Source organism: Mycobacterium hippophais, from assembly GCF_027529605.1.
GTDB lineage: Bacteria > Actinomycetota > Actinomycetes > Mycobacteriales > Mycobacteriaceae > Mycobacterium > Mycobacterium arseniciresistens.
This window is the reverse complement of record NZ_JAPZPY010000015.1, coordinates 65,499-83,413: the sequence shown is the minus strand read 5'-3', so window position 1 is coordinate 83,413 and position 17,915 is coordinate 65,499. Positions and strand designations below refer to the sequence as shown.

The 17,915-nt window shown below is 69.7% G+C and carries 21 protein-coding genes; 6 read left to right on the top strand and 15 right to left on the bottom strand.

What is annotated here, in order from left to right; all coding sequences use genetic code 11:
• Positions 1–2: 2 nt before the first annotated feature.
• Positions 3–326, bottom strand: a complete 324-nt coding sequence (locus tag O6P37_RS25085) for a nitroreductase family deazaflavin-dependent oxidoreductase (protein ID WP_269896690.1) — start codon at positions 324–326, stop codon at positions 3–5.
• A gap of 219 nt (positions 327–545) precedes the next feature.
• Between O6P37_RS25085 and O6P37_RS25080 the strand changes: the two genes are divergently transcribed.
• Positions 546–779: a hypothetical protein gene (locus O6P37_RS25080; RefSeq protein ID WP_269896623.1), complete on the top strand. Its 234-nt coding sequence runs from the start codon at positions 546–548 to the stop codon at positions 777–779.
• A gap of 90 nt (positions 780–869) precedes the next feature.
• On the opposite strand, the gene O6P37_RS25075 is transcribed toward O6P37_RS25080, so the two are convergent.
• Genes O6P37_RS25075 through fgd form a run of 4 tightly spaced genes read right to left on the bottom strand, consistent with a single transcriptional unit; the run spans position 870 to position 6,179 of the window.
• Positions 870–2,069: an acetate kinase gene (locus O6P37_RS25075; protein WP_269896622.1), complete on the bottom strand. Its 1,200-nt coding sequence runs from the start codon at positions 2,067–2,069 to the stop codon at positions 870–872.
• The gene (pta, locus tag O6P37_RS25070; protein WP_269896689.1) at positions 2,066–4,168 is read right to left on the bottom strand and encodes a phosphate acetyltransferase; all 2,103 of its coding nucleotides are present in this window, start codon (positions 4,166–4,168) and stop codon (positions 2,066–2,068) included. The genes O6P37_RS25075 and pta overlap by 4 nt, the downstream gene beginning before the upstream one ends.
• A 34-nt stretch (positions 4,169–4,202) precedes the next feature.
• On the bottom strand, positions 4,203–5,162 hold the full coding sequence (locus O6P37_RS25065) for an endonuclease/exonuclease/phosphatase family protein (RefSeq protein WP_269896621.1): 960 nt from the start codon (positions 5,160–5,162) through the stop codon (positions 4,203–4,205).
• A gap of 15 nt (positions 5,163–5,177) precedes the next feature.
• Complete coding sequence (fgd, locus tag O6P37_RS25060; protein WP_269896688.1) at positions 5,178–6,179, bottom strand: glucose-6-phosphate dehydrogenase (coenzyme-F420); 1,002 nt, start codon at positions 6,177–6,179, stop codon at positions 5,178–5,180.
• 56 nt (positions 6,180–6,235) lie between these two features.
• On the opposite strand from fgd, the gene O6P37_RS25055 reads away from it, so the two are divergent.
• The gene (locus O6P37_RS25055) at positions 6,236–6,970 is read left to right on the top strand and encodes an MBL fold metallo-hydrolase (RefSeq protein ID WP_269896620.1); all 735 of its coding nucleotides are present in this window, start codon (positions 6,236–6,238) and stop codon (positions 6,968–6,970) included.
• A gap of 11 nt (positions 6,971–6,981) precedes the next feature.
• Here O6P37_RS25055 and O6P37_RS25050 read toward each other — a convergent pair whose 3' ends face one another.
• Positions 6,982–7,275, bottom strand: coding sequence for a hypothetical protein (locus tag O6P37_RS25050; RefSeq protein WP_269896619.1), 294 nt, complete (start codon positions 7,273–7,275; stop codon positions 6,982–6,984).
• Between the two features lie 37 nt (positions 7,276–7,312).
• The gene (locus tag O6P37_RS25045; protein ID WP_269896618.1) at positions 7,313–7,819 is read right to left on the bottom strand and encodes a GNAT family N-acetyltransferase; all 507 of its coding nucleotides are present in this window, start codon (positions 7,817–7,819) and stop codon (positions 7,313–7,315) included.
• A gap of 203 nt (positions 7,820–8,022) precedes the next feature.
• Here O6P37_RS25045 and O6P37_RS25040 point away from each other — a divergent pair, with 203 nt between their 5' ends.
• A complete protein-coding gene (locus tag O6P37_RS25040) occupies positions 8,023–8,895 on the top strand; it encodes an SDR family oxidoreductase (RefSeq protein WP_269896617.1) in 873 nt (290 codons plus the stop codon).
• A gap of 97 nt (positions 8,896–8,992) precedes the next feature.
• Here O6P37_RS25040 and O6P37_RS25035 read toward each other — a convergent pair whose 3' ends face one another.
• Genes O6P37_RS25035 through O6P37_RS25010 form a run of 6 tightly spaced genes read right to left on the bottom strand, consistent with a single transcriptional unit; the run spans position 8,993 to position 13,173 of the window.
• Positions 8,993–9,379, bottom strand: a complete 387-nt coding sequence (locus O6P37_RS25035) for a hypothetical protein (RefSeq protein ID WP_269896616.1) — start codon at positions 9,377–9,379, stop codon at positions 8,993–8,995.
• 1 nt (position 9,380) lies between these two features.
• Positions 9,381–10,619, bottom strand: a complete 1,239-nt coding sequence (locus tag O6P37_RS25030; RefSeq protein WP_269896615.1) for an O-succinylhomoserine sulfhydrylase — start codon at positions 10,617–10,619, stop codon at positions 9,381–9,383.
• Entirely contained in the window at positions 10,616–11,026 is a 411-nt protein-coding gene (locus O6P37_RS25025; RefSeq protein WP_269896614.1) for a rhodanese-like domain-containing protein, read from the bottom strand. The genes O6P37_RS25030 and O6P37_RS25025 overlap by 4 nt, the downstream gene beginning before the upstream one ends.
• 19 nt (positions 11,027–11,045) lie before the next feature.
• On the bottom strand, positions 11,046–11,516 hold the full coding sequence (locus tag O6P37_RS25020; RefSeq protein WP_269896613.1) for an Rv0361 family membrane protein: 471 nt from the start codon (positions 11,514–11,516) through the stop codon (positions 11,046–11,048).
• Entirely contained in the window at positions 11,516–12,808 is a 1,293-nt protein-coding gene (purT, locus tag O6P37_RS25015) for a formate-dependent phosphoribosylglycinamide formyltransferase (protein WP_269896612.1), read from the bottom strand. The genes O6P37_RS25020 and purT overlap by 1 nt, the downstream gene beginning before the upstream one ends.
• A 41-nt stretch (positions 12,809–12,849) precedes the next feature.
• A complete protein-coding gene (locus O6P37_RS25010) occupies positions 12,850–13,173 on the bottom strand; it encodes a UBP-type zinc finger domain-containing protein (protein ID WP_269896611.1) in 324 nt (107 codons plus the stop codon).
• 56 nt (positions 13,174–13,229) lie between these two features.
• Between O6P37_RS25010 and O6P37_RS25005 the strand changes: the two genes are divergently transcribed.
• Positions 13,230–14,822, top strand: a complete 1,593-nt coding sequence (locus tag O6P37_RS25005; RefSeq protein WP_269896610.1) for a Na+/H+ antiporter — start codon at positions 13,230–13,232, stop codon at positions 14,820–14,822.
• On the opposite strand, the gene O6P37_RS25000 is transcribed toward O6P37_RS25005, so the two are convergent.
• A complete protein-coding gene (locus O6P37_RS25000; protein WP_269896687.1) occupies positions 14,819–15,379 on the bottom strand; it encodes a TetR/AcrR family transcriptional regulator in 561 nt (186 codons plus the stop codon). The two genes, O6P37_RS25005 and O6P37_RS25000, sit on opposite strands and share 4 nt — an antisense overlap.
• A gap of 103 nt (positions 15,380–15,482) precedes the next feature.
• Here O6P37_RS25000 and O6P37_RS24995 point away from each other — a divergent pair, with 103 nt between their 5' ends.
• Together O6P37_RS24995 and O6P37_RS24990 are read left to right on the top strand one after the other, a co-directional pair.
• On the top strand, positions 15,483–16,523 hold the full coding sequence (locus tag O6P37_RS24995; RefSeq protein WP_269896609.1) for a Rieske 2Fe-2S domain-containing protein: 1,041 nt from the start codon (positions 15,483–15,485) through the stop codon (positions 16,521–16,523).
• A complete protein-coding gene (locus tag O6P37_RS24990) occupies positions 16,520–17,599 on the top strand; it encodes an NAD(P)H-dependent amine dehydrogenase family protein (protein WP_269896608.1) in 1,080 nt (359 codons plus the stop codon). The genes O6P37_RS24995 and O6P37_RS24990 overlap by 4 nt, the downstream gene beginning before the upstream one ends.
• On the opposite strand, the gene O6P37_RS24985 is transcribed toward O6P37_RS24990, so the two are convergent.
• On the bottom strand, positions 17,596–17,862 hold the full coding sequence (locus O6P37_RS24985; RefSeq protein ID WP_269896607.1) for a helix-turn-helix domain-containing protein: 267 nt from the start codon (positions 17,860–17,862) through the stop codon (positions 17,596–17,598). The genes O6P37_RS24990 and O6P37_RS24985 overlap by 4 nt on opposite strands.
• Positions 17,863–17,915 lie beyond the last annotated feature (53 nt).

Sequence of the window (17,915 nt, the reverse complement as noted above, 5' to 3'; positions counted from 1 at the left end):
GGTCAGACGGGTGAGAGCGCTGCGTGCAGGACGCGCCCGGCACCGCTCGACAGGATGCGTGGGCTACTCAGGACAAATCGCGTCTCCTTGTTGACGACCTCGGCGGTGCCCGCGGCCATCACGTTTCGCACCCAGTCCGACCGCTCCCCGTAGTTGAGCACGACACGCAGGTGGCCGTCGCCGATGAAGGCCATGACCGGCGTGCGGTACCGCCTGCCCGACGTACGGCCCCGGTGCTCGATCACCGCCATGTGCCGCAGGTGCGGTGCCCATCGGCCTAGAAGGGGATTCGTCACGAATCTGTTGAAACGCGCGACAACCCGCATCACGCGGGGACCGAGGATCCGAGCCGTCGAAGCGGCCACCAACGCAACGATGTTCGCTACTCGACCGGCCATCTCTCACCCCCTTTGGGAAAAGGTTACGGACGCCTTGAGCCCGCCGGCATCATGCCGGGGTATGAGTTCGGGCCCGTCCAAGGGAGGACCTGAAGATCGAACCGCAGGGCGATGCGCGCGGCACCCTGCAGTTCATAGCGTTCAGCCATGACAACGGCAGACCTGGGCGCACGCCCACCGATCGGTTCCCTGGCCGGATTCCATGCCGGCTCCACACCACTGACGCGCTCCGGAGCTCGACAGAAGCCGTTCGCGGCCATCAGCACTGCGATCGCCGCCTGGCTGTCCGGCCCGGCCGCACGGCCGCAGCAGCACCGCCAGGCGCGACGGGAGAGCTTCATGGAGAACGCCGCGATGTCGCGCGAGATGCACCGGCTCTGAGCGCGTCACGTCTCGGCGTCGAGATTGCTCTCACGCATGACTTGTCCCGCACTTCTTCTGCACCACGTCGATCTCGGCGCAGGACAACCGCTATTCGTCGATGACCTGCACGCAGGCCCGCGCGATCGCCAGCTCCTCGTTGGTCGGCACGACGAGCACCGTGGTGGGCGACCTGTCCGCGGAGATCCGCCGGGCCGCCTTCGCGGGGCTGGCGTTGAGGTGCTCGTCGAGTTCCACCCCCAGCGGCGCGAGCCCGGACAGGGCGTCGCGCCGGACGGCGGCGTCGTTCTCGCCGACACCGGCGGTGAAACTGATGACGTCGGTGGTGCCCAGCAGTGCCAGGTACGCGCCGATGTACTTGCGCAACCGGTGGATATAGACGTCGTAGGCCAATTGCGCCTGCTCGTCGCCTGATTCGATGCGCTCGTGCAGCACCCGGAAGTCCACCTCGCCGCCGAGACCGCGCACGCCGGCGCGCTTGTTGAGCATGGTCTCGATGTCCTCGACGCTCATGCCCGCGGTCCGCCACAGGTACATGACGACGCCGGGGTCGATGTCCCCGGAGCGGGTGCCCATCACCAGCCCCTCCATCGGTGTCAGGCCCATCGAGGTGTCGACCGGGCGCCCGCCGACGATCGCCGACGCCGACGCGCCGTTGCCCAGGTGCAGCACGATCTGGTTGAGCGATTCCGGCGCTGCCCCGAGGAAGGCGGCGGCCTGTTCGCTGACGTACTGGTGTGACGTGCCGTGGAAGCCGTACCGGCGGATGTGCCACTGCTCGGCGATGTCCCGGTCTATCGCGTAGGTCGCCGCCGCCGGTGGCAGGTCGTGGAAGAACGCGGTGTCGAACACCGCGACGTGCGGCAGGTCGGGCAGCGCCTTGCGGGCGACGTTGATGCCGAGCACCGCCGGCGGGTTGTGCAGCGGCGCCAGCGGCGCCAGCTCCTCGAGTTCGGCGACCAGTGCGTCGTCGATCAGTGTCGGCCGGTACAGATCCGGGCCGCCGTGTACGACGCGGTGACCCACTGCGACCAGCCCGACCGACCCGAGTTGCGCGCCGGCCTCCTCGAACAGCTCGAACGCGGTGCGCAGCGCGGCCTCGTGGTCGGCCACCTTGTCGTCGCGGCGGACCTCACGCTCACCGAGCGTGAGGCTCGCCGAGGATGACTCCTCACCGATCCGCTCGACGACGCCGTCGGCCAGCGACGCACCCGAATCGGGCTGTATCAACTGGAATTTCACCGACGACGAGCCGGAGTTGAGCACCAGGACGGTGCGCTCGGCGCTCACTTGCCCTGCGCCTGGATCGCGGTGATCGCCACGGTGTTCACGATGTCCTCCACGAGCGCCCCCCGGGACAGGTCGTTGACCGGTTTCTTCAGGCCCTGCAGCACCGGGCCGATGGCGATCGCCCCCGCACTGCGCTGCACCGCCTTGTAGGTGTTGTTGCCGGTGTTGAGGTCCGGGAAGATCAGCACCGTCGCCCGGCCGGCGACCGGTGAGTCGGGCATCTTCGTCTCGGCCACCGACGGTTCGACGGCGGCGTCGTACTGGATCGGGCCGTCGACCAGCAGGTCCGGCTCGCGTTGGCGGACGAATTCGGTTGCCGCCCGGACCTTGTCGACGTCGGCGCCGGTGCCCGACGTGCCGGTGGAGTAGGACAGCATGGCCACCCGCGGGTCGATGCCGAACTGCGCGGCGGTGCGCGCCGAGGAGATCGCGATGTCGGCGAGTTGCTCCGACGTCGGGTCGGGCACGATCGCGCAGTCACCGTAGGCCAGCACCCGGTCGGCCAGGCACATCAGGAAGATGCTGGAGACCGTAGAGACGTCGGGCAGGGTCTTGATGATCTCGAAGGACGGACGCACGGTGTGCGCGGTGGTGTGCCGGGCGCCCGACACCATGCCGTCGACCATGTCGTTGTGCACCAGCATGGTGCCGAAGTAGGAGACATCGTGGATGGTCTCGCGGGCCTGCTCGACCGTCACACCCTTGTGCTTGCGCAGTTCGGCGTACTGTTCGGCGAACCGGTCACACAGGTCGCTGGTGAGCGGGTCGAGCACGGTGGCCGCGGACAGGTCGACGCCGAGTTCCGCGGCGCGCGAACGCACCTGGGTCTCCTCGCCGAGGATCGTCAGGTCGGCCACCCCGCGTTGCAGCAGCCGCCCGGCGGCCTTGAGGATGCGGTCGTCGTCGCCCTCGGGCAGCACGATGTGCCTGCGGTCCGAGCGGGCCTGGTCGATCAGCTGGTAGGTGAACATCTGCGGCGTCGTCACCGTCGGCACCGAGATCGAAAGCTGCGCAATCAGATCGGCGGTGTCGACGTGACTGTCCATCAGCGTCAGCGCGGTGTCGATCTTGCGCTGTGAGGAGGCGGTGACCCGGCCGCGGGTGGCGGCGACCCGGCTGGCCGTCTCGAATGTGCCGTACGGGGTGGCGATGATCGGCAGCCGCAGCCCGAGCCCGGACACCAGCGCCGAGATCGACGGGTGCAGGTCCAGCCCGCCGTTGAGGATGATGCCCGACAGCGACGGGAACCCCTCGGCGGCGTGTGCACTGACCACGGCGAGCACCACGTCCGAACGGTCCCCGGGGGTGACCACCGCGACGGCCTCGGTGAGCCGCTCGAGCACATGTTCGGCGGTCATACCCGCAACGAGCACGTCCATCGCCTCGCGGTGCAGCAGCGCCTCGTCGCCGAGGATCAGCGTCCCGTCGACGGCGCTCTGCAGTTCGGCCACCGACGGTGCGACCAGCAGCGGTTCCTCGGGCAGCACGTACGCCGGCGGGCCGACGGTGCGCAGCGCGTCGGCGACCGCCGTCAACTGGTCGGGGTCGCAGCGGTTGGCCACCACCGCGGCGGTCAGCGCGTGCTGGCCGGCGATCTCGTCCAGGCAGACCTCGACCACCTGTGCCACCTGGGCGGGGCTGCGGTCCCGGGCCTTGACCGCGAGCACCACCGGGGCGCCGAGGTTCGCCGCGATCCGCGCGTTGACGCTCAACTCGCTGGGGGCGGCCACGTCGGTGTAGTCGCTGCCGACGATCAACACCGCGTCGCACTGGTCGGCCACCCGGTGGTAGCGGTCGACGATCTCGCCGATCGCGGCGTCGGGGTCCTCGTGCAGCTGCTGGTAACTGACGCCGACGCAGTCGTCGTAGGACAGCCCGGCGGTGGTGTGTGCCAGCAGCAGTTCCAGGATGTAGTCGCGCTCCGCCTCAGCGCCATCCCCCGGGTCGCTTCGCTCCTGCCCCACCGGGTCCGATACCCGCGCGATCGGCCGGAACACACCCGCCTTGGCGACGGTCGCCGCCAGGCGGTGCAGGATGCCGAGCGCGATGGTCGACTTCCCGGTGTCGCCTTCCGGCGACGCGACGTAGATGGCGGACACTCGGGGTTCTCGGGCCTCGGGCACGAGTCAAAGCCTACGGATCGAGCGGGACCTCCACACCCACCAGCAGGCCGAGGTGGTCGGAGCCCGGCAGGCCTATCCTGCGCGCCGACGTCGCATGGCAATTGCGCACCAGGACGTGGTCGATGGCCAGCACCGGCGGTATCCGGCTCCCGCCGGGGAACGTACGGCCCAGACCGGCGCCGGCCTGTTCGGTCGCGGTGCGGTAGCCCTCGTCGAGCAGCCGCCGTAACGGCGCCATGTCCATCGTCGCGTTCAGGTCGCCCGCCACGATCACCGCGCCGGGGCCGGCCTGAGTGCCCAGCTCGCGCAGCGTCGTCGGCAACCGGGCCAGATCGCGCCGCCAGTCGCCGATCGGCTTCGGCCACGGCGAGGGCAGGTGAATCGCCACCACGGTCGGGGCGATGACCACCCCGGGCACCTGGATGCGCATCCGCAGCGTCGACAGGGTGTAGTCCTCGACGAATCCGGAGTCGGTGATCGGGTGGCGGCTCCACACGCCGATCCCGCCGGCCATCGGGTGGGGGTCGAGCATGCGGTGCGGGAAGGCGCGGTCAAGACCGGCCCGCGACAGCCCGGTCGCCGCCTCCTGCGTCATCTCCTCGACCACCAGCACGTCGGCGGTCGCGGTCGCCGCCGACGCGAGGGCACGTGGATCCGCCCGGCCCATGCCGAGATTGGCTGTCAGCACGCGCACAGCGGCCGAGGATTCGGCGGCGTTTTCGGAGCCGATGTAGCGGGGCAGCATGACGACCAGCAGCGCCACCGACAGCAGTGCCGCCAGGCCGGTCAGCACCCAGCGCCGGCCCAGGACCAGCAGCGCCACGGCGACGGGCGCGGCGAGCATCAGGTACGGCGCCGCCGACGCCACGATGAGCACGGCGTGCCCGTCGATCGGCACATACCGTGCCGCCAGGCCGAGCGCAGCCGCACCCAGCGCGAGCACGCCGAGGACGGTGAGGAGTATCCGCATCGGCAGCGCGGCGGATCAGCCCAGCCGGCGCAGGCGCGGTTCCAGGTCGCGCTGGAACAGCTCGAGGAATCGCCTCTGGTCGTGCCCCGGTGCGTGGAACACCAGGTGATTGAGGCCCCAGTCCACGTAGTCCTTGACCTTCTCGACGGCCTCGTCGGGGTCGGAGGCGACGATCCAGCGCTTGGCGACCTGCTCGATGGGCAGCTCGTCGGCGGCCTTCTCCATCTCGATCGGGTCGTCGATGCTGTGCTTCTGCTCCGCGGTCAGCGACAGCGGCGCCCAGAATCGGGTGTTCTCCAGCGCCAGTTCGGGATCGGTGTCGTAGGAGATCTTGATCTCGATCATCCGGTCGATGTCGCCGGACGATCTGCCCGCACCCGCTGCGCCTTCTGAGACGGCGGGGATGAGCTTGTCCTTGTACAGCTCCTCGCCCTTGCCGGAGGTGCAGATGAAGCCGTCGCCCGCGCGGCCGGCGTACTTGGCCACCACCGGGCCGCCCGCGGCGATGTACACCGGCACCCCGCCCTCGGGCACGTCGTAGATCGAGGCGCCCTTGGTGCGGTAGTACTCGCCGTCGAAGTCGACGCGGTCACCCAGCCACAGCTCGCGCATCAGCTTCACCGACTCACGAAGGCGCGCGAACCGTTCCTTGAACTCCGGCCACTCGCCCTCGTAGCCGGTGGCGATCTCGTTGAGCGCCTCTCCGGTGCCGACGCCGAGGAAGATGCGGTCCGGGTACAGGCACGCCATCGTGGCGAACGCCTGCGCGATCACCGCCGGGTTGTAGCGGAACGTCGGTGTCAGCACCGAGGTGCCCAGCTGGAGTGTCTTGGTGCGCTCACCGACGGCGGTCATCCACGCCAGGGAGAACGGCGCGTGGCCGCCCTCGTGCCGCCACGGCTGGAAGTGGTCGCTGACCGTGGCGCTGTCCATGCCGTGCGCCTCGGCGGCCACGGCCAGTTCGACGAGCTCACGCGGCGCGAACTGCTCCGCCGACGCCTTGTAGCCCAGTTTCAGTCCATGTTTGGTTTCAGCCACGCGTTCGTTTCTACTCTCTTGCCTAGACTCGCGGGATGGCGGCGGCGCTGACGCAGATCACCGAGCACGTGCACTTCGCCCGCACCGAGCTGGTGAACTGGACGCTGGTGACCGGTCCCGACGGTGTGCTGGTGATCGACGCCGGCTTCCCGGGGCAGCGCGGCGAGGTGCTGCAGTCGGTGCGCGACGCCGGTTTCGGGGTCGACGACATCCGGGCGTTCCTGCTGACCCACGCCCACGTCGACCACTTCGGATCGGCCATCGGGCTCGCGAAAGACCATGGCATCCCGGTGTTCTGCCACGCCGACGAGGTGGGCCACGCCAGGCGCGACTACCTCGAACAAGTCGCGCCGGCCAAGGTCGCGCAGCACATCTGGCAGCCGCGGTGGCTGTCCTGGACGGTGGCGATCACCCGCAGGGGCGGCATGGTGCGTGACGGCATCCCGACCGCGCGGGCCCTGACCGACGAGGTCGCCGCGGGGCTGCCGGGTGCGCCCCGGGCCGTCCCGACACCGGGCCACACCGGCGGTCACTGTTCCTTCGTGGTGGACGGTGTGCTCGTCAGCGGCGACGCACTGGTGACCGGCCACCCGCTGCTGCGCCACCACCGGCCCCAGTTGCTGCCCGACATGTTCAACCACGATCAGGACGGCTGTGTGCGCAGCCTGGCCGCGCTCGGCCTGCTGGAGACCGAGGTGCTGCTGCCCGGGCATGGCCCGGTGTGGCGCGGCCCGATCCACGACCTGGTCGAGCAGGCCCGCCCCCGCTGAGCACGAAGCGATCAGGGGGCCAGCAGCACGTAGCCGAGCAGGAACAGCGCCGACAGGCAGATCCCGCAGGAGACGATGATCGTCGGCATCAGGATCATCTGGTCGAGTTCCTCGGGTTCGAGCGCGTCGCCGTGCACCGGGCCGAAGAACAGCCTGCCGAAGCGGGTGGTCCGGATCCGCCGCAGTATCCGGCCGAGCGCGCTGCGGTCGGCGCGTCGGCCGACGAAGGACCGCAGCAGAAGACCCCCGGCCAGCAGGAACATCGCCGCCGCCAGCATCAGCCATCCCACGGCCGCCTGAGACACCCTTGACCACCCCCACGGGTCTCGCGTGCCGTACAGCCTATCCGCCGGCGGGCAGCCCCTTGACGAACGCGACGGGGTAGACCTCGTTCTCGGCTGGCAGTGGCTCGTCGAGCCGGGTGTAGCCGGTCGCGAGATACAACGCCTCCGCTTCGGGTTGACGGTCGCCGGTGGTGAGGTAGATCCGCGTGTACCCGCGGGCGGCGATCTCGGATTCGAGCGCCGCGAGCAACGCGCGGGCGTGGCCACGCCGGCGGTGGTTGCCGTCGGTCCAGATCCGCTTGAGTTCGGCGGTGTCGGCATCGAAGCGGCGGAAGGCGCCGCCGGTCACCGGCACCTCGTCGCGCAGGCCGATCAGCATGGCGCCGTTCGGGGCACTGAACTCGGCGGCCGGGTAGGAGCGCAACCAGCGCGCGACCCGTTCCGTGCTGCCTCCGTAGCGGTCGGCGTACTCCGTCGCGAGCTCCGCGAGCAGCGGCGCGGCCAGCGGATCGTCCTGGCCGACGGCCACGAACCGGATTTCACCCGACGTCTGATCTTCAACCACTGTGTTGACAGTAGCTGCATCCTCATGTTGTCCTGAGGCCAATATTCAACTGAACTGTTGAATGACTTGTTCGCGAGATGCCAGAGGGCTGCGCATCTTCTGACCCGCCGGCACCGACATCGAGGAGTGATCGCAACGCGCCTGTGGGAGCACCCGCCCGACCCACTTCCGATCAAAACTTGACACGTGTAAAGTTTGGCGCCATGGACAACATCCGTGGCAAGACCATCGCGATCACCGGCGCCGCGCGGGGCATCGGATATGCGACCGCCGAGGCGCTGCTCAAGCGCGGCGCCCGCGTGGTCATCGGCGACCGTGACGTGGCACTGCAGGAATCCTCGGTGGCCAAGCTGACCAACCTCGGCACGGTGTCGGGCTACCCGCTCGACGTCACCGACCGCGAGTCGTTCGCCACGTTCCTCGACAAGGCGCGCACCGACGGCGGCGGCCACATCGACGTGCTGATCAACAACGCGGGCGTGATGCCGATCGGGCCGTTCCTCGACCAGTCCGAGCAGTCGATCCGGTCGTCGATCGAGGTCAACCTGTACGGCGTCATCGCCGGCTGCCAGCTGGCGCTGCCGGACATGATCGCCCGCCGTCGCGGCCACATCATCAACATCGCCTCGCTGTCCGGTGTGATCCCGGTGCCCGGTCAGGTCGTCTACGTCGGCGCCAAGTTCGGCGTCGTCGGCCTCTCGGCGGCGCTGTCCGACGAGATGGCCCCGCATGGCGTGCATGTCTCGGTGGTCATGCCGCCGTTCACCAACACCGACCTCATCTCGGGCACCCGCGAGACCATCGGCACCAAACCGGTTGAGCCCGAGGACATCGCCGCCGCGATCGTCAAAACGCTGGACAAGCCGAAGACCCACGTGGCGGTGCCGCCGTTCCTGCGGTTCACCGCGCAGGCCGCCCAGTTGCTCGGCCCGCGTGGCCGCCGCTGGATGAATCGCAAGCTCGGCCTGGACAACGTGTTCCTGGAGTTCGACACCACCAAGCGGCAGAGCTACGAGCAGCGAGCGCAGGCCGCGCAGGGCGTGGTCGAGGGCGGCGGTTCGTCGACTCAGCCGTGAGGTGAGCGGGCGCCGAGTGTGAAACCTGGGCGGGAATCCGGCCTGAATCCCGCCCACGCTTCACATTCGGCGCAGGGGAACTCGTCTCGGCACGCTCCTAGTCGAACGCCGGCGCCGGATCGCCGTGGCGGTACTGCTCGATCGCCTCGAGGTTCTCCAGCAGCGAGTCGGCGGTGAACACGTAGTCGACCGATTCCGCGCCCGCGCCGACGAAGATCACGTGCCAGGTGTCCTCGTCGTCGGCGCCGAGCCAGATCCTCGTCACGGATTCGACTGTGTCGCCGATGATCTCGACTCCGGACGGCGGGAAGAACCACGTCGCGATGTCGTCGGTGGAGTTCTCGACGTCGAACTCCCACCCGCGGTCGGTGAGCACCTCGTCGACGGCTTCGAGGCTCAACACCTCGCCACCCAGTCGCCGTTCCTCGCGGACGGTGCGGCGTTTGCGCCTGCGGGCCTTCTTCGCCTCCGTCCGCCGTGACACGTCAGCCCAGCGCCCGGTCCAGGTCGGCGATCAGGTCTTCGGTGCCCTCGAGGCCGACGGAGACGCGCACCACCCCGTCGCCGAGGCCGATGGCCGCCCGGCCCTCCGGGCCCATCGCCCGGTGCGTGGTGGTGGCGGGATGGGTGATCAACGATTTCGCGTCGCCCAGGTTGTTGGAGATGTCGATCAGCGACAGCTTGTCGAGCACCTCGAACGCGCGCTCCTTGGCGCGGCCCTCGGGTGCGTCGAGTGCGAAGGTGACCACCGTGCCGCCTCCGGTCATCTGCCGCTTGGCCAGGTCGTACTGGGGATGGGACTCCAGGAACGGGTAGCGCACCCACGACACCGAGGAGTTCTGCTCGAGGAATTCCGCGATGCGGTGCGCGGAGCGGTTGGAGTAGTCCACCCGCACAGCGAGCGTCTCCAGCCCCTTGAGCAGGGTCCAGGCGTTGAACGCGCTGATCGCCGGGCCGGTGTGGCGCATCAGCTTCTGCACCGGGCCGTCGATGTACTCCTGGTCGCCCAGGATCGCCCCGCCGAGCACCCGGCCCTGACCGTCGATGTGCTTGGTGCCCGAGTAGACCACCACGTCGACACCGAGCGGGAAGCCTTGCTGCAGAAGCGGTGTCGCGAACACGTTGTCCAGTACCACTTTCGCGCCTGCGGCGTGCGCGAGCTCCGACACCGCGGCGATGTCGACCAGCGACTGCATCGGATTGGACGGCGTCTCGAAGAACACCGCCTGGGTGGGAACCGAGAGCGCCTCTTCCCACTGCGCGAGGTCGTCGCCGTCGACGAACACGGTCTCGATGCCCCAGCGCGGCAGGATCTCGCTGCACACCACGAAGCACGAGCCGAACAGGCTGCGGGCCGCCACCAACCGGTCACCGGCGCCCAGCAGCGCGCCCAGCGACGTGAACACGGCCGCCATCCCGGTGGCCGTCGCGAAGCACGCGGGCGCGTCCTCGATGAGCCGCAGCCGCTCCTCGAACATCGAGATGGTCGGGTTGCCGTATCGCGAGTACACGTACCGGTCGATCTCGCCGGTGAACGCTTTCTCTGCGGCCGCGGCGCTGTCGTAGACGTAGCCGGACGTGAGGTAGAGCGCCTCGGCGGTCTCGTCGAAGCCCGACCGGAGCAGGCCGCCGCGCACTCCGATGGTGGCCTGGCTGACGCCGTCGGGCAGTGGCGCAGGGATCCGGACGGACGGGACCGCGTCCTGGGGGTCAGACGAGCTCACGACTGGACCCAGGGCAGGCCGACGGCCTTCCAGCCGGTGCTCCCGCGCCGGCGATGCTCGTCGAGGTTGCCCTCGAAGCCGTCGAGCACGTTGTACGACGGGCCGATGCCGGCCTCGGTGGCGGCCTCGGCGGCGCCGATGGACCGGTTGCCGGACCGGCACAGGAACACCACCGGCCGCTCGCCGGACACGCCGGCCGACTGCAGGTCGGCGACGAAGTCGTCGTTGTGCGAGCCGTCGACGCGGTTCCACTCGATGAAGATCACGTCGCGCTGCAGCGACGACAGATCGGGCACGCCGACGAACTTCCACTCCGCGTCGGTGCGACAGTCCACCAGCACCGCGTCAGGGTTGTCGTTGAGGACCTTCCACGCCTCCTCAGGCGTGATGTCTCCGGCGTAGCTCACGGCCGCGAGTCTCCCATATCTAGCTGGGACCGGTCGAACAGACCTTCCAGGTTCCGTCCTGCCGCTCGAAGGTGGTCGGGACCTCGGTCTTGGTGTCCGGCGCCTTCTCGAAGTAGTAGGTCACCGTCGCGGTCGCGCGGTCCCCGTCGACAGCCACACCGGTGACGTCGTCGACGAAGCGGGGGCCCTTCTTGTCCTTCGAATCGCGGTGCCGGGCAAGGAATTCGGTCTGGTCGCCCTGCTGGGCAGCGCAGGTGTTGGCGCGGAAGTCGGGGTAGGCCTCCCGCTGCAGTGCGTCGTTCTGCGCGACGGCCGCGCGGGCGACCTGCTGCTCGGGGGTCAGCTCCGGGTCACCCTCGAACAGGTTGACCAGCCCGATTGTGATCACCACGAGGACAATGATTGCCAGTGCCCCCATGAACGGCGCGACCGTCGGCCGGTCGCGGTCGGGTTCTCCGTCGGCTCCCGCAGGGTCGGTGGGCTTCGCCATCACCAGAGCTTGCGCAGCGCGGCGCCCACCCGGCGCGCCCGGTCCCGCGCGATGATCACGTCGGGTGCGGTGGCCAGCGCGACGCCCAACCGGCGGCGGTCCTCGGTCTCGTCGGGGCGGCCGAACAGCCGCACGTCGCTCTCCTGGGTCTCCAGCGCCTCGGACAGCACGGCGGTGACGTCGGCGGCGGCGGGTTCGGTCACCGGCGCCTCCGCGCCGCCGTATCGGATCTCCGCCGCACCGGGCGAGATCATGATCGTGTCGACGGCCAGGCCGAGGATCGCCCGCGCGTGCAGCTCGAACACCGACAGACGTTGGGAACGCAGCGTCACCATGCCGGTGTCGTGCGGCCGGGTCCGGACGTCGGAGAAGTACACCTCGTCGCCGCGGACCAGCAGCTCGACGGCGAACACACCGCGTCCGCCCAGCGAGTTGACGATCCGCGCCGCGATCGATTTCGCCGCGTCCAGCGCGGCGGGGTTCATCTGCTGGGGCTGCCAGACCTCGAGCACCTCGTCGCCGTCACCCTGGCGGTGTCCGATCGGCTCGCAGAACGTCAGCGCCGGCCCCGTCGGCCCTGTGGTGCGCACGGTGAGCAGGGTGACCTCGTAGTCGACCTCGACCACGGTCTCGGCCATCACGCGGCTGTGCGCGATGCGTCCCGCGGCGATGGCCCGCTGCCACGCCGGCTCGACGTCCTCGGGGCGCAGCAGCACCGACTGACCGTCGCGCAGCACCCCTGACACCGGCTTGACCACCAGCGGGAAGCCCGCGTGCTCGGCCACCGCGCCGAGTTCCTCGACCGAACCGGCGAACCAGAACGGCGCGGTCGGCAGGCCCAGTTCGTCGGAGGCCAACCGGCGCATGCCCTCCCGGTCCAGGGCGAGCCGGGTGCTGCGCGGAGTGGGGAACACCTCGACGTCGTCGCGCTCGGCGACCGCCAGCAGCGCGTCGGTGGCGATGACGCCGGATTCGGCGACCACGTAGCGCGGGTTCTCCCGGCCGATCAGCGCGGTGAGTTCCTCGGCGTCGTTCATCTTCACCACCGCCGAGCGGTCGGCCACGCCGTGCGCCGCGCCGTAGTGCCGGTCGACGGCGATCACGACGGCGCCCAGCCGCTGGAACGCCAGCGCCAGCTCGCGGCTGAGCTCACCGGAACCCAGCAGCATCACGGTCGCCCGGTGGTCCGCGGGCCCGTTGGCGGTGACCTGCTGCGACGACGCCTCAGGCGCTACGCCTTCCACCGGCGTGACGGGCTCGCTTGTCGATTCGCCTTCGAGTGATTCAGTCATCGCCTGTCAAGCCTGCCAGATCGGCCCGCGGCGCGACGGGCTCAGCCCAGACACGAGTCGACGTAACACCACCGCCAGGTCTCCCCCGGCTCGGCCGAACGCATCACGGGATGGCCGGTGGCGCGGTGGTGCTCGGTGGCGTGCTGGTGCGGGCTGGAGTCACAGCAGCCGAGGTGGCCACAGGTCACGCACACCCGCAGGTGCGCCCACAGCGTCTCGCCGAGCGCGGCGCAGCCCTGGCAGCGGCTCGACGCCGGCGGCACGTGCGCCGAGTCGTCGGCGGCCAGATGCTCACACAGCGGCGTGGAGCGCGAGCCCGGGCGGGGGGTGTGCCCGCGGTCGCGGGATCGTGATCTCCTCAACATGTTCTGCCAAGCATGCTGGACAACGATACGGACGCAAATCACCCGGAGGTCGCGACGTGAATGCCGTGCTGCTGGCGGTGCTGGTGGTGTCGCTGCTGCTGGCCGCGGTGGCCCGCCGCCTGGACGTGTCGGCGCCGCTGGCGCTCGTGGTGGCCGGCCTGGGCGTCGGCCTGATCCCCGGACTGCCCGACATCCAGCTCGACCCGGAGCTGGTGCTCTTCGTGATCCTGCCGCCGCTGCTGTGGTCGGCGGGGCTGGAGAGCAGCTCCGTGGCGCTGCGCCGCAACGTCCGGCCGATCGGGCTGCTGGCCGTCGGGCTGCCGCTGGCGACCACGTTCGCGGTCGGCTTCGTCGCCTTCCACACGGTTCCGGAGCTGACCGTGGCGGCCGCACTCACACTCGGCGCCATCGTCGCGCCGCCCGACGCGGTGTCGGCCACCGCGGTGGGCCGGCGCCTCGGGTTGCCGCGGCGCACCATGACCCTGCTGGGCGGGGAGAGCCTGCTCAACGACGCCACCGCTCTGACGGCGTACAAGGTGGCCCTCGGCGCGGCGGTGGGGACGGCGGCGACCTGGCGCGACGGGCTGGGCACCTTCGCACTCGCCGCCGTCGGCGGGGTGCTGGTCGGCGGTCTGCTCGGCGCGGTGATCGTCGCCATCCGTGCCCGGCTGGACGACCCGGTGGTGGAGAGTGCCCTCGGCCTGGTCGCGCCGTTCGCGATCTACCTGCTGGCCGAGGAGGTGCACGGGTCGGGGGTGATCGCGGTGGTGGTGGCCGCCCTGATCTCGGGGCAGCGCTCCATCCGTGCGAGCTATGCGACCCGGCTGCAGGACGACGCGGTGTGGCGGGCCGCGCAGCTGGTGCTCGAGTCGTTCGCCTTCCTGCTGATCGGGCTGCAGCTGCCGAAGGTCGTCGGCGAGCTGACCGGCATCTCGGCCCGCACGCTGGTGATCGCGTCGGCGGCCGTCTTCGGGACGGTGCTGGTGGTGCGCCTGGTGTGGGTCTTCCTGTTCGCCTATGTGCCGCGCTGGGTGTCGCCGCGCATCCGCAGCAGCGAGCCGGAGCCCACGCCCGCGCAGGTGTTCGTCGTCGCGTGGGCCGGGATGCGTGGCGTGGTGTCGCTGGCGGCCGCCTTCGGCGTCCCGATGACCACGATGTCCGGGGCGGAATTCCCCGGCCGCCCGCAGCTGGTCTTCCTCACCTTCGTCGTGGTGGTCGGCACGCTGCTGCTGCACGGTCTGACGCTGCCGTGGCTGATCCGGGTGCTCGGGGTGCAGGGCGACGAAGCCCACCGCGACGCGCTGGCGGCGGCCGCTGCCCAGTCCAAGGCGGCACAGGCGGCGGCCGAACGGCTCGACGAACTGATGGCCGAGCAGAAGCCCGGCTCGGACGTGCACGACCGCGCCGCCGAGGTGCTCAGGGGCTGGAACAACCGCAGGGCGAACTCGGCGTGGGAGCATCTCGGCCGCGATGAGAAGGACATCGGCGAGAGCCCGGCGTCGGCGTTCCGGCGGATGCGGCTGGAGATGCTGGCCGCCGAGCGCGAGACGTTCATCGCCGAGCGCGACGCCGGACGCATCGACGACGAGGTGCTGCGGTCGGTGCTGCGCGGGCTTGATCTGGAGGAGGCGACGCTCAACCGCCGTTAGGCCGGCGGTTCGAGGTAGGCGACGATCGCGTTTGTCAGGCCGCGCCGTGCCACGTCGAGGTCGTAGTACGAACCGAGTTGGCGTTCGGAGACCAGGCCGCGCATCGCGCCGGGGATGAACGACGCGACCTCGCTGATGCGCTCGGGGTCGACGTCCACGTCGGCGAATGCCGCCTGGCAGGCCTCGATCCAGCCGCGCCCCCAGGACTGCAGCTCCGCCGCGGTCTGCGGGTAGAGCCGTTCCAGCTCCGCGCCGTCGCGGGGCAGCGCGGCGCGCAGCGTCTCGATCGCGCGGGAGTCCGGGGCGGACAGGCCGTCGAAGAGCAGGTCGATGATGGCGCTGACGCGTTCACGCAGGGGTGCGCCGGGCGTCGCCCCGGACGGGAGTCTGCCGCGGCGCTCAGCGGTGCGGCGCAGCACGGCTGCCCACAGCCCGTCGATGTCGCCGAACTGGTATTTGACCGCGCCCCACGTCGCGCCTGCGTCCTTGGCGATGCGGTTCCCGGAGGCGGCGGATGTGTCTCCGGTGGCGAGCGCGCGCAGCGCGGCGTCCAGCATGCCGTCGCGGGTGGCCTGGCCACGCCGGTTGGTTCGCCGGGGACTTTCGGTCCGCGATGCCGACACTTGACGAATCGTAGAGCCCTCTGTGATTCTTGTCCACATGGCGAAACCGCCGCTCTCGATGAAGCCGACGGGCTGGTTCCAGGTGGCCTGGTCCGACGAGGTCGGCGTCGGCGACGTGCACACCATGCGGTACTTCGGCGAGGACATGGTCGCCTGGCGCTCGGAGACCGGCCGGGTGGTCGTGATGAACGCCTACTGCGAGCATCTCGGCGCCCACCTCGGCTTCGGCGGCCATGTCGTCGGCGAGGTGATCCAGTGCCCGTTCCACGGCTGGCAGTGGAACGCCGACGGGCGCAACGTGTGCATCCCGTACCAGGACCGGCCCAACCGCGGCCGCCGCATGCGGACCTACCCGGTGACCGAACGCAACGAGGCCGTCTACATCTGGCACGACGCCGAGGGCCGGGAGCCGTTCTTCGAGGCCCCCGATGTGTTCGCCTCCTTCGCCGACGGCAGCAGCGCTGCCGAGTACTTCCCGCAGCAGCGGCTGTTCCGGCAGGGGCTGGAGATGCACCCGCAGTACGTGCTCGAGAACGGGGTCGACTTCGCGCACTTCAAGTACGTGCACGAGACGCCGATCGTTCCGGTGTTCACCCGCCACGACTTCGCCGAACCGGTGTCCTACGTGGACTTCACGATCACCTTCGAGGGCGACGACCAGCAGTCGATCGACGACGTGCGCAGCGGGGTCGAGGCGATCAACGGCGGGCTGGGCATCGCGGTGACCAAGAGCTGGGGCATGGTCGACAACCGCACCATCTCGGCCGTCACCCCGGTCGACGACTCGACCTCCGACGTCCGGTTCATGGTCTACATCGGCAGGCCGGGCAAGCCCGTGCGGGATCCAGAGCGGGCCCGCGTCAAGGCCGAGGCGTTCGGCGACGAGGTGATCCGCCAGTTCGCCCAGGACATCCACATCTGGTCGCACCAACGCTATTCCGATCCCCCCGCGCTGGCCACCGCCGAGTACGAGGGGTTCACCGCGATCCGCAAGTGGGCGATGCAGTTCTATCCCGACGGCCGCGGCGGCAGTGCCGCGGACCTCGCCTCGATGACCGAGAAGGGTTCAGCGACATGACTTCACCGATCCGCGTGTTCCAGGTGGCGACGGGCAACGTCGGTTCCGAGATGATCCGCCGGCTGCAGCACCGGACCGATCTCGAACTGGTCGGACTGCACTGCTACACACCGGAGAAGGTGGGTCGCGACGCCGGGGAGATCGCCGGGATCGACCCGATCGGGGTCACCGCGACCGGCACGGTGGACGAGATCATCGCCGCCGAGCCCGATGTGCTCACCTTCCACGGCGTGTTCCCCGACGAGGATCTCTACGTCGCGGTGCTCGAGGCCGGCATCGACATCGTCACCACCGCCGACTGGATCACCGGCTGGCACCGGGACACCAACCACCCGCACCCATCGGGAAAGCCGGTGACACAACTGCTCTCGGAGGCCTGCGCGAAGGGCGGTTCGACGTTCTACGGCACCGGCATGAACCCCGGCGTCAACCAGATCCTCGGGGTGGCCTGCTCGGCCGACGTCGCCGAGATCGAGAACGTCACCACGATCGAATCGGTCGACGTGTCCTGCCACCACTCCAAAGACACCTGGATCGAGGTCGGTTACGGCTTGCCCGTGGACGATCCGTCGATACCGGGCAAGCTGGAGAAGTACACCCGGGTCTTCGCCGACAGCGTGCTGATGATGGCCGACTGCTTCGGCCTCGAACTCGACGAGGTGGCGTTCAGCTACGAACTCGGCGCCTGCACCAAGGACGTCGACCTCGGCTGGTACCAACTGCCGAAGGGGTCACTCGGCGGCAACTACATCAGGTACCAGGGCATGGTCGACGGCGTGCCGCGGGTGGAGACCCACCTGGAGTGGCAGATGACGCCGCACACGGACCCGAGCTGGGACATCAAGGGCTGCTACATCACTCAGATCAAGGGCGATCCGTGCGTCTACAACAAGCACATGATCTTCCCCAAACCCGGTGTTGACCTGTCGAATCCGGAGAACTTCGCGTCGATCGGGATGACCGTCACCGGCCTGCCCGCACTCAACGCGATCCGCTCGGTGGTCGCCGCGCCGCCGGGACTGCTCACCAGTGCCGACGTGCCGCTGCGTGGATTCGCGGGGCGCTTCGCGCTCTAGATGGCCAGCTGGTGGTTGTCGGCGCCGTGCCAGGCGTCGACGGCGTCCTGCAGCGGCAGGCCGAGGGCATTGCAGAGCCCGATCACCGTGCCGAAGCTGGGGCTGGGCATTCTTCCGACCTCGATCTTGCGCAGCGTCTCGGGTGAGATGCCGGCGTCGCGCGCGATCGTCTCGGGGTCGCGTCCGGCGCGGGCCGTCCTCATCAGCGCGCCGAGGCGTTGTCCGGCCTTCACCTGCTCCGGGCTCAGCGGTACGCGCACCATGGACGTCAGCATAGCCGGTATTCAAATACCGGAGCCGGTACCGTCGTGACGGT

Excerpts from the sequence above, each read along its gene's own strand:
- O6P37_RS25085 (WP_269896690.1), bottom strand. The coding sequence starts at position 326 with ATGCGGGTTGTCGCGCGTTTCAACAGATTCGTGACGAATCCCCTTCTA.
- O6P37_RS25080 (WP_269896623.1), top strand. The coding sequence starts at position 546 with ATGACAACGGCAGACCTGGGCGCACGCCCACCGATCGGTTCCCTGGCC.
- O6P37_RS25065 (WP_269896621.1), bottom strand. The coding sequence starts at position 5,162 with ATGCGGATACTCCTCACCGTCCTCGGCGTGCTCGCGCTGGGTGCGGCT.
- O6P37_RS25055 (WP_269896620.1), top strand. The coding sequence starts at position 6,236 with ATGGCGGCGGCGCTGACGCAGATCACCGAGCACGTGCACTTCGCCCGC.
- O6P37_RS25040 (WP_269896617.1), top strand. The coding sequence starts at position 8,023 with ATGGACAACATCCGTGGCAAGACCATCGCGATCACCGGCGCCGCGCGG.
- O6P37_RS25020 (WP_269896613.1), bottom strand. The coding sequence starts at position 11,516 with ATGGCGAAGCCCACCGACCCTGCGGGAGCCGACGGAGAACCCGACCGC.
- purT (WP_269896612.1), bottom strand. The coding sequence starts at position 12,808 with ATGACTGAATCACTCGAAGGCGAATCGACAAGCGAGCCCGTCACGCCG.
- O6P37_RS25010 (WP_269896611.1), bottom strand. The coding sequence starts at position 13,173 with ATGTTGAGGAGATCACGATCCCGCGACCGCGGGCACACCCCCCGCCCG.
- O6P37_RS25000 (WP_269896687.1), bottom strand. The coding sequence starts at position 15,379 with ATGCTGGACGCCGCGCTGCGCGCGCTCGCCACCGGAGACACATCCGCC.
- O6P37_RS24995 (WP_269896609.1), top strand. The coding sequence starts at position 15,483 with ATGGCGAAACCGCCGCTCTCGATGAAGCCGACGGGCTGGTTCCAGGTG.
- O6P37_RS24990 (WP_269896608.1), top strand. The coding sequence starts at position 16,520 with ATGACTTCACCGATCCGCGTGTTCCAGGTGGCGACGGGCAACGTCGGT.
- O6P37_RS24985 (WP_269896607.1), bottom strand. The coding sequence starts at position 17,862 with ATGGTGCGCGTACCGCTGAGCCCGGAGCAGGTGAAGGCCGGACAACGC.